This is a genomic window from Bordetella genomosp. 7 (assembly GCF_002261265.1).
Classification (GTDB): Bacteria; Pseudomonadota; Gammaproteobacteria; order Burkholderiales; family Burkholderiaceae_B; genus Bordetella_A.
Window position 1 is genome coordinate 1031493 of record NZ_NEVK01000003.1, and the last position, 9509, is coordinate 1041001.

Consider the following 9509-nt stretch of genomic DNA (forward strand, 5'->3'; position numbering starts at 1 on the left):
ATGGCAAAGTTCTTTATCGACCGCCCGGTGTTCGCCTGGGTGATCGCCATCGTGCTGATGATGGCCGGCATACTGGCGATCTTGCAGCTGCCCGTGGCGCAGTATCCCAACATCGCTTCGCCGGCCATCAGTATCCGTGTCAATTACCCCGGCGCGTCGGCCCAGACCGTGCAGGACAGCGTGGTGCAGGTCATCGAACAACAGATGAACGGCATCGACAACCTGAACTACATTGCCTCGGAAAGCAACTCCGATGGCAGCATGTCGATTACGCTGACCTTCGCGCAGGGCACCGACCCCGACACGGCGCAGGTGCAGGTGCAGAACAAACTGGCAGTGGCCCAGCCGCTGTTGCCGCTCGAAGTGCAGCAGCAGGGCATTCGCGTCAGCAAGGCCACCAAGAACTTCCTGGTCGTGGCGGGTTTTGTCTCCACCGACGGCACCATGACCAAGGAAGACCTGGCCAACTACGTTGCGGCCAACGTACAGGACCCCGTCAGCCGTACGCCCGGCGTGGGCGATTTTCAGCTCTTCGGGTCGCAGTACGCCATGCGCATCTGGCTCGACCCCGGCAAGCTGTTGTCGTACAACCTGACGGCCATCGACGTGATGAACGCGGTGCGGGAGCAGAACGTGCAGGTCTCCTCCGGAGAACTGGGCGGCCTGCCGGCAGTGCGCGGCCAGCAGCTCAACGCCACCATCATCGGGCCGTCGCGCCTGCAGACGCCCGAGGAGTTCGGCCGCATCCTGTTGAAGGTGAACCCCGACGGCTCGCAGGTGCGCCTGGACGACGTGGCGAGCATCGCACTGGGCGCGCAAAGCTATTCCATCGATAGCTTCTACAACGGCAAGCCGGCCTCGGGGCTGGCGATCAAGCTGGCCCCCGGCGCCAACGCGCTGGATACGGTCGATGCCGTGCGCGCAACGATCGACCGGCTGAAGCCGTTCTTCCCGCCCGGCATGGACGTCGTCTACCCATACGACACCTCGCCGTTCGTGTCGCTGTCGATCGAAAGCGTGGTTCATACACTGATCGAGGCCATCATCCTGGTTTTCCTGGTGATGTACCTGTTCCTGCAGAACATCCGGGCCACGCTCATTCCCACCCTGGCGGTGCCGGTGGTGCTGCTGGGCGCGTTCGCGGTGCTGGCGGCCTTCGGCTATTCGATCAACACGCTGACCATGTTCGGCATGGTGCTGGCGATCGGCCTGCTGGTCGACGACGCGATCGTGGTTGTCGAGAACGTCGAGCGCGTCATGGCCGAAGAAGGGCTGTCGCCGCGCCAGGCCACGCGCAAATCGATGGAGCAGATCACCGGCGCGCTGGTCGGCATTGCGTTGGTGCTGTCGGCCGTTTTCGTGCCCATGGCATTTTTCGGCGGCTCGACCGGCGTGATCTACCGGCAATTTTCCATCACCATCGTTTCGTCCATGGTGTTGTCGGTGGTGGTGGCCATCGTATTCACCCCGGCGCTGTGCGCGACGCTGCTCAAGCGCATTCCCCAGGGCCAGCACGGCGCCAGGACGGGGTTTTTCGGGTGGTTCAACCGCTTCTTCGACCGATCCACGCACGGCTATGCCAATTCGGTGGCGCGCGGCCTGGGCCGCACCAAGCGGTTGATGCTGATTTACCTGGGGCTGCTGCTGGTCATGGGGTGGATGTACACGCGCATCCCCACGTCATTCCTGCCCAATGAAGACCAGGGCATTCTGTTTGCGCAGGTACAGGCGCCTGCCGGCGCCACCGCCGAGCGCACCGCGCAGACGGTCACGCAGGCCACGCGTTATCTGCTCGAAGACGAGAAAGACGCGGTCGCGTCGGTGTTCGCCGTGCACGGTTTCAGTTTCGGCGGGCGAGGGCAGAATTCGGCCATTCTGTTCATCAAGTTGCGCGATTGGTCAGAGCGTGGCGACGCGGCGCTCAAGGTCGATGCGGTGGCCGAGCGCGCCAACGCCTATTTCGCCGCCAATCTGCATGACGCACGCGTCATGGGGTTTGCGCCGCCGGCGGTGATGGAATTGGGCAATGCGTTGGGCTTCGACTTCCAGCTCATGGACCAGGCCGGCCTAGGCCATGATCGGCTGGTTCAGGCTCGCGACCAGTTCCTTGCCGAAGCGGCGAAAAGTCCCAAGCTGGCCGGCGTGCGCCTGAACGGCATGCAGGACGCGCCGCAGTATCAGCTGGACATTGACCGCGAGAAAGCCCGCGCCCTTGGCGTGTCCATCGCCGACATCAACAGCACGCTGTCGATTGCCTGGGGCGGTTCGTATGCGAACGACTTCCTCGACCGCGGGCGTGTGAAGAAGGTGTATGTGCAGGGCGAGCCCGCATCCCGCATGCTGCCACAGGATCTCGATAAATGGTATGTGCGCAACCATGCGGGCGACATGGTGCCGTTTTCGGCGTTCGCCTCGGCGCACTGGACCTACGGGCCGCAGCGCCTGGACCGCTACAACGGTGTGCCGTCGTTCAATATCCAGGGGCAGGCCGCGCCCGGCTACAGCTCTGGCGAGGCCATGGCCGAGATGGAGCGCATTGCCGCCACCATGCCGACTGGCGTGGGCTTCGAATGGACTGGGCTTTCGTACGAAGAGCGCCTGTCGGGGGCGCAGGCGCCGGCCTTGTATGCCATATCGATCCTGGTGGTGTTCCTGTGCCTGGCGGCGCTGTACGAAAGCTGGGCCATACCCACCGCGGTCATGCTGGTGGTGCCGCTGGGCGTGATCGGCGTGCTGGCGGCCACATTGCTGCGCGGCCTGTCCAACGATGTGTATTTTCAGGTGGGGCTGCTGACCACAGTGGGCCTGAGCGCCAAGAACGCGATTCTGATCGTGGAGTTCGCCAAGTTGCACTATGAGGCGGGCGCCGGCCTGGTGGAGTCTGCGGTGCACGCCGCGCGGCAGAGGTTGCGCCCCATCCTGATGACCTCATTGGCTTTCATCCTGGGCGTCGTGCCGCTGGCGATTTCCTCCGGCGCGGGGTCGGGCAGCCAGCACGCCATCGGCACCGGCGTGATCGGCGGCATGCTGGCCGGCACCTTCCTGGCCATCTTCTTCGTGCCCGCGTTTTTTGTGGTGATGCTGCGCCTGTTCAAGGTCAGGCGCCGCAGCGAACGCCACGACGATGACGACGAGGGCGGCGTTCCGGCGCCGGGTCACGGCGCACCGCCGCTCGATCCCGCGCCACAGCCTGGAGGTGCCACACAATGAAACCAGGCATGAACCGACCCGTGCTTCGTAGTCTTGGCCTGGCGTTGGCGTTGGCGCTGGCCGGATGTACGCTCGCGCCCGAGTACGAGCGCCCGGCCGCGCCTGTAGACAGTGCGTATCCATCCGGCCCGGCCTATGGCGAAAACGGGCAGGGCGCTCGTTCCGGCGTGGCGGCTGCCGATATGGGATGGCGCGACTTCTTCGCCGATCCGCTGTTGCAGCGCCTGATTTCAACGGCCCTGCAAGCCAACCGCGACCTGCGCGTGGCGGCGCTGAACGTCCAGGAGGCGCGTGCGCAATACCGCATCGAGCGGGCCAGCCTGCTGCCCGGTGTCGGCATCGGGGGGCAGGGCACTGTGCAGCGTCTGCCTGGCGACCTGACGCAAAGCGGCCAATCGGGCATCAGCCGCACATACCAGGTGGGCGGCTCGATCCCGGCCTGGGAACTGGACTTGTTCGGCCGCATCCGCAGCCTGAGCGACCAGGCGCTGCAACTGTACCTGGCGCAGGACGAGACCCGCACGGCAACCCAGCTGTCGCTGATCGCCGAGACCGCCAGCGCGTACCTGACGCTGCGCGCCGACCAGGAACTGCTCGAGCTGACGCGTTCCACACTGGCGGCGCAGCAGGATTCGTACAGCCTTACCCGCCAGAGCTACGAAGTGGGCGTGGCCACCGAACTGGACCTCAGCCAGGCCGAAATCGCCCTGCGCACGGCCGAGCGCAATCTGTCGGAGTACACGCGACGGGTGGCGCAGGATCGCAATGCGCTGACGCTGCTGGTGGGCCAGCCCCTGGCCGACGACGTCGCAGCCCGGCTCGCGCGAGCCACGACCCTGTCCGACGATGTGATGCCGCACACGTTGCCGGTGGGCTTGCCTTCGGATCTGTTGGCCCGCCGGCCCGACATACGCGCGGCCGAGCATCAGTTGCAGGCGGCCAATGCCAATATCGGCGCCGCGCGGGCGGCGTTCTTTCCCCGCATCAGCCTGACCGGAAGCGCCGGCAGCGCAAGTTCCAGCCTGGACGGGCTATTCGATGCGGGGTCGGGCGCCTGGAGCTTCATGCCCAGCATTACGGTGCCGATTTTTGCCGGGGGCGCGTTGCGTGCCAGCCTGGACGCCGCCACCGTACGCAAGGATATCCGGGTTGCCCAATACGAAAAATCCATCCAGACGGCGTTTCGCGAAGTGTCGGACGCGCTGGCCGGCCGTGGCACTCTGCAGACGCAGATTGCCGCGCAACGGCAACTGGTGGACGCCAGCCAGCGCGCCTACACGCTGGCTCAGCAACGCTTCGACCTGGGGGTCGACAACTACCTGAGCGTGCTGGATGCGCAGCGCTCGCTGTATTCGTCGCAACAGGCGCTGGTGGAAATGCGGCTGGCCAGGCTGACCAATCTGGTTAGCCTGTACCGGGCACTGGGCGGGGGCTGGACGGAGCACACCGTCACGGCCGGCTAAGGTGCGGCCGGCGAGGTGCGGCCGGCCAGGCGCGGCCGGCAAGGCGCAAAAAGGGCGGCCCTGGGGCCGCCCTTTGGTCATGCAGGACGCTTACGCGCGTTTCTTGGCGATCATCCCTACGACAAACAACACTATGATGGCGCCGACCACGGAGCCGATCCAGCCCGCCGGCTCACCCGGAGCGTACCACCCCAGCGATTGGCCGAGGAACCCGGCCACAACCGCGCCGATGATGCCCAGGATGGTAGTCATGATGATGCCCATGTTCTGGTCGCCGGGCATGATGGCGCGGGCGATCAGCCCCACGACAAAGCCGACGATGATCATAATGATGATGCTCATACGCGTGCTCCTCTTCCAAGTGTAGGGGTCAACTTGGCCATGATACCCATCGGGGGGGCTCCGGCACTGTAACAACACGTATTTGGGGCATATCCGCAACACCTCGGCCGCCGCTTGCGACGTTGCGCGCCCGTGCGATCAACTGGTAAGCGCTATCAGTTGGCGCAGATCCTTGACCATTGCATCGATACTGTCCGTATCGGAAGCCAGCAACCTGGCTTTCCCTGCATTGTCGAAGATATACACGCCGCGGCTGTGGGTCACATCGTAGATCTCGGCCGAGTCCCCGGGGCGGGGCTTTTCGATCTGGTAGGCCACGCGATAGCGGCGCGCCAGATCGGCGATTTGTTTTTCGCTGCCCGTTACGCCGATGGCCTGGTTGTTGAACGCGTCGACGTATGCCTGCAATACGTCCGGCGTGTCGCGATGCGGGTCTACGCTGACGAACACAATGCGCACGTTCTTGGCCTGTTCGCCCAATTGCTGCAGCACCGCCGTCAGTTGCGCCATGGTGGTGGGGCAGACGTCCGGGCAGCTTGCATAGCCGAAAAAGAGCAGCACCGTTTCGCCTTTGAGCTCATCCGAGGAGACGGTTTTGCCATGGGCGCCGTTGAGCTCGAAGCGCAGGTCCGGCAGATGCCCCTTGATGTCGTAGAGAGTCCAGTTGGCGGTCTTTTCACCGCAGGCGGCCAGCAGAGTGCAGGCAGCCAACAGCAAGGCTCGCACAGCGCGGCCGGAAAACAGAGCAAACATATCGGGGTCTGGCGCTATGTGCGCCGCAAGTTCAGGACGACAATAAGTTGATTCTAGCGCGTCGGGTGGTCTGGCCCGGGCGCGGGTGCCCGGCCCAGGCCGCACAATGCCGACGCCCAGTATCAGGCGGCGGCCATGCCGCTGTGGCGCAGCAACGCGTCGATGCGCGGTTCGCGGCCGCGAAAAGCCTTGAACGATTCCGCCGCGGGCCGCGCGCCGCCCACCGCCAGGATTTCTTTGCGGAACCGGGCTCCGGTGTCGGGGTCGAGCGTGCCGTCCGCGCCGGCCTGGGCCGCTTCTTCGAATGCTTCATAGGCATCGGCAGACAATACTTCGGCCCATTTGTAGCTGTAGTAGCCCGCGCCGTAGCCGCCTGCGAACAAATGCGAAAAGCTGTGCGGCAGGCGATGCCACTGGGGCGGGAACAATACCGCGACCTCGCTTCGCACATGTTGCAGCAGGTCGAGCGTTTCGGTAATTGACGCGCCCTGAGCCCGATCGTGCAGCAGCATGTCGAAGAGCGCGAACTCGATCTGCCGCACCGTCTGCATGCCGCTCTGGAAATTGCGCGCCGCCAGCAGCTTGTCGAACAATGCGCGAGGCAGGGGCTCGCCGTGTTCGACGTGCGCCGACAGGCGCTGCACTACGGGCCATTCCCAGCAGAAGTTTTCCATGAACTGCGAAGGCAGCTCAATGGCGTCCCATTCGACGCTGGCAAACGCCGCCGCGGCCGGTTCGTCGACTTCGGACAGCAGCGCATGCAGCGCATGGCCAGCTTCATGGAACAGGGTGATGACGTCGTCGTGCGTCAGCAACGCCGGCTTGCCGTCGCCCGGCCGCGCGAAATTGCACGTCAGGTATACGACGGGCGTCTGCAGCTCCTGGCCCAGGCGCCGGCGGTCGCGCTCGCTGTCTACCCAGGCGCCGCTCTGCTTGCCCGACCGGGCATACAGGTCCAGATACAGATGGCCCACGAGTTCGCCGTCCGGCGTTTCGACGCGCACGCCGCGCACGTCTTCGTGCCAACGCGACACCTCGGTTTCACGCAGCCGCACATTGAATAAAGTCTCGGCCACCTGGAACAGGCCCTGCAGTACGCGGGGCTCGGTAAAGTACTGCTTGATCTCGTCCTCGGAATACGCGTAGCGCGATTCGCGCAGCCGTTCGGATGCATACGCAATATCCCAGGGCTGCAGCGTGTCCAGGCCCAGTTCGGCAGACGCGTACGCCTGCAGTTCGGCCAGGTCGCGTTCGGCGTGGGGCCGCGCGCGGGCGGCCAGGTCTCGCAGAAAGCGCACGACCTCGTCGGCGTCGCGCGCCATGCGTGTCTGCAGGCGCAGTTCGGCGAAGGTCTGGTAACCCAGCAGGCGGGATTCCTCCGCACGCAGCGCAAGCAGCTCTTCGATCAGCGGTGAGTTGTCGAACTGCGCGTCACCCTGTTCGGAGGCAACGGTGCCATAGGCGCGGTACATTTCTTCGCGCAGCGCCCGGTCGCGGGCGTACTGCATCACCGGCAGATAGCACGGCATTTTCAAGGTGAGCTTCCAGCCGGGTTTGCCATCGTCTTGCGCGGCCTGGCGCGCCGCCTGGCGCGCGTCGGCGGGCAGGCCGTCAAGCCGGCTTTCGTCGTCGATGAACATCGACCACGCATCTCGCGCGTCCAGGACGTTTTCCGAGAATTTCTGGGTGACCTGGGCTTCACGCTCGGAAATGGCGGCATAGCGTTCGCGCGCCTGGCCTTGCAGCTCGACTCCGCTCAGGCGGAAATCGCGCAACGCCAGGTCGACGATGCGGCGGCGCACCGGGTCCCAGTTGTCAAAGCCTGCCGAGGCGCGCAGGCGCTGGTATTGCTTGTACAGGCCCTCGTGCAGGCCCACCCAGGTCGAGAACTCGGTCACCAGCGGCAGCGCGGCGTTGTAGGCTTCGCGCAGTTCGGGGGTGTTGACGACGGCGTTCAGGTGGCCCGCGACCGACCAGGCGCGCCACAGGCGTTCGGTGGCCGTATCCAGCGGCTGCGCCACGGTTTCCCATTCGGCCGGCAGCGCCGGATCCGCGGCCGCCTCGACCGCCCGCCGCGCGACATCGAGCAGTTCCTGGATCGCCGGGACGATGTGCGCTGGCGTAACCGCCGCATAGTCGATCAGGCCGGACATGGGGGCAAGCAAGGGATTCTGGGTCATGGACGAGCGGTAGCGGGAAATAAAAGAAGTATTACAACAGGTGAGGGCAGGGCGCGGGAAATCAAGCGCCGCCGTGGCCCGGAAACGCTGCGACCTGGCGGGCGTCGGTGGGGTGTCTGACACCCTGCGGGAGTCAGACACCGGTTGAACTGACCCCACAAAGTTGGACGGTTTTGACCGTTATGTGGCCAGGAGCTGAGTTCTGTATTGCACGGGGCTCAGCCCGTTGAGTTTAAGCTTGATGCGCTCGTGATTGTAGTAATGGATATATCGGGCAATTCCGTCCTTTAGCTGCTCAATGGTCTGGAAGGTGCTCAGGTGGTAGAACTCGGCCTTGAGAGTGCCGAAGAAGCTCTCGATGGCCGCATTGTCCAGGCAGTTGCCTCGTCGTGACATGCTAGGGGTCACGCCGTGTTGCGCCAACAGTTCGCGGTAGGCGGGCATCTGGTACTGCCAGCCCTGATCCGAGTGCAGGATGGGACGCTCGGACGGGCCCAGCCGCGTGCAAGCCTGTTTGAGCATGTTGGCAACCATGGCAAAGCTTGGCCGGGTGGCCATTTCGTAGGCAAGGATCTCGCCGTTACAAAGGTCCATCACCGGCGAGAGATACAGCTTCTGCGCGCCGACTTTGAACTCGGTCACATCGGTGGCCCACTTCTTGTTCGGCTGCGCGGCCTGGAATTGGCGTTGCAGCACATTGGGGGCAAGCTGGTTGAGTGCGCCACGATAAGAGCGATATTTCTTGACCCGCACGCAAGACTTCAACCGCAGCAAGCCCATCAAGCGCTGCACGGTCTTGTGATTAACCGGCCAGCCTTGCTGGCGCACGACTTCGGTGATGCGCCGATAGCCATAGCGTCCTTGGTGCTGTTCAAAAATGGCGCAAATCCGGGCCTTCAACGACGCATACTTGTCACCGGCTTGCCCGGCCCGCCACTGGTAATAAAAGGTGCTGCGCGGCAGGCCTGCCACCGACAACAGGTCGGCCAGGGGAAAGTGTTGCCTTAGTTCAAGCACTATTTGCGCTTTTTCTGCTGCGCCGATTTCTGTTTGGCTTGAACCAAGGCATCGAGCTTTTTTAGGTACGCGTTCTCCGTGCGCAAGAACTGCAGCTCCTTGAGCAGGTCTTCGCGGGTGCGTGCGGCGTCAGGCAGCGCCGGCTTCTTGGGTAAAACCATCCTGGGAGGCCCTCCTGTATATGTTCGGGCTGAACCCTGTACATCATACTGGCGCTCCCAGCGAGCGATGATATTGAAGTTACGGATGTCGAACCACGCCGCCGTCTGGCGGTACGACAGCTCATGCTGCTTCATGTGCAGCAGAACCTTCCATTTGAACGCCTCGTCATAGCGGACACGCTTGGTACGGAGGCCGGCCACACCATGGATCCGATAGGCCGCCACCCAGCGGCGCAGCGCATGTCGACTCACACCATGACGTTGCGCTACCGCCGCAATCCCGGCATTGCCCTCGCAATACTCCTGAGCCGACGCCAGTTTGACCGATTCACTGTACTTCTCCATGAAATAACCCCAAAGTTGATATCCAACTTTTGGGGGTC

General features: G+C 64.0%; 6 protein-coding genes. 2 read left to right on the forward strand and 4 right to left on the reverse strand.

Going from position 1 to position 9509, the window contains the following annotated elements; translation table 11 throughout:
- Both CAL19_RS07210 and adeC read left to right on the forward strand, forming a co-directional pair.
- Positions 1 to 3210, forward strand: coding sequence for an efflux RND transporter permease subunit (locus tag CAL19_RS07210; protein WP_249276262.1), 3210 nt, complete (start codon positions 1 to 3; stop codon positions 3208 to 3210).
- Entirely contained in the window at positions 3207 to 4673 is a 1467-nt protein-coding gene (gene adeC / locus CAL19_RS07215; RefSeq protein WP_094796376.1) for an AdeC/AdeK/OprM family multidrug efflux complex outer membrane factor, read from the forward strand. Before CAL19_RS07210 ends, adeC begins: the two co-directional genes overlap by 4 nt.
- A 90-nt stretch (positions 4674 to 4763) precedes the next feature.
- Here adeC and CAL19_RS07220 read toward each other — a convergent pair whose 3' ends face one another.
- The 4 genes from CAL19_RS07220 to CAL19_RS07235 form a co-directional block, all read right to left on the reverse strand.
- Positions 4764 to 5015 (reverse strand): GlsB/YeaQ/YmgE family stress response membrane protein, encoded by a 252-nt coding sequence (locus CAL19_RS07220; protein ID WP_026639700.1) that lies wholly within the window; start codon positions 5013 to 5015, stop codon positions 4764 to 4766.
- Positions 5016 to 5153: 138 nt separating this feature from the next.
- The gene (locus tag CAL19_RS07225) at positions 5154 to 5768 is read right to left on the reverse strand and encodes an SCO family protein (protein ID WP_026639699.1); all 615 of its coding nucleotides are present in this window, start codon (positions 5766 to 5768) and stop codon (positions 5154 to 5156) included.
- Positions 5769 to 5890: 122 nt separating this feature from the next.
- A complete protein-coding gene (locus CAL19_RS07230) occupies positions 5891 to 7948 on the reverse strand; it encodes a M3 family metallopeptidase (RefSeq protein ID WP_094796377.1) in 2058 nt (685 codons plus the stop codon).
- A gap of 180 nt (positions 7949 to 8128) precedes the next feature.
- Positions 8129 to 9471 (reverse strand): IS3 family transposase gene (locus tag CAL19_RS07235; protein WP_094795990.1). Its coding sequence is split into 2 segments (ribosomal slippage): positions 8129 to 9030 and positions 9030 to 9471, totalling 1344 coding nucleotides; the frame shifts between segments, so codons are not numbered across the junction.
- Between the last annotated feature and the right edge of the window lie 38 nt (positions 9472 to 9509).

What these genes read in the sequence shown, in the direction of transcription:
- CAL19_RS07210 (WP_249276262.1), top strand. Translation starts at nt 1, where the DNA reads ATGGCAAAGTTCTTTATCGACCGCCCGGTGTTCGCCTGGGTGATCGCC.
- CAL19_RS07225 (WP_026639699.1), bottom strand. Translation starts at nt 5,768, where the DNA reads ATGTTTGCTCTGTTTTCCGGCCGCGCTGTGCGAGCCTTGCTGTTGGCT.
- CAL19_RS07230 (WP_094796377.1), bottom strand. Translation starts at nt 7,948, where the DNA reads ATGACCCAGAATCCCTTGCTTGCCCCCATGTCCGGCCTGATCGACTAT.
- adeC (WP_094796376.1), top strand. Translation starts at nt 3,207, where the DNA reads ATGAAACCAGGCATGAACCGACCCGTGCTTCGTAGTCTTGGCCTGGCG.
- CAL19_RS07220 (WP_026639700.1), bottom strand. Translation starts at nt 5,015, where the DNA reads ATGAGCATCATCATTATGATCATCGTCGGCTTTGTCGTGGGGCTGATC.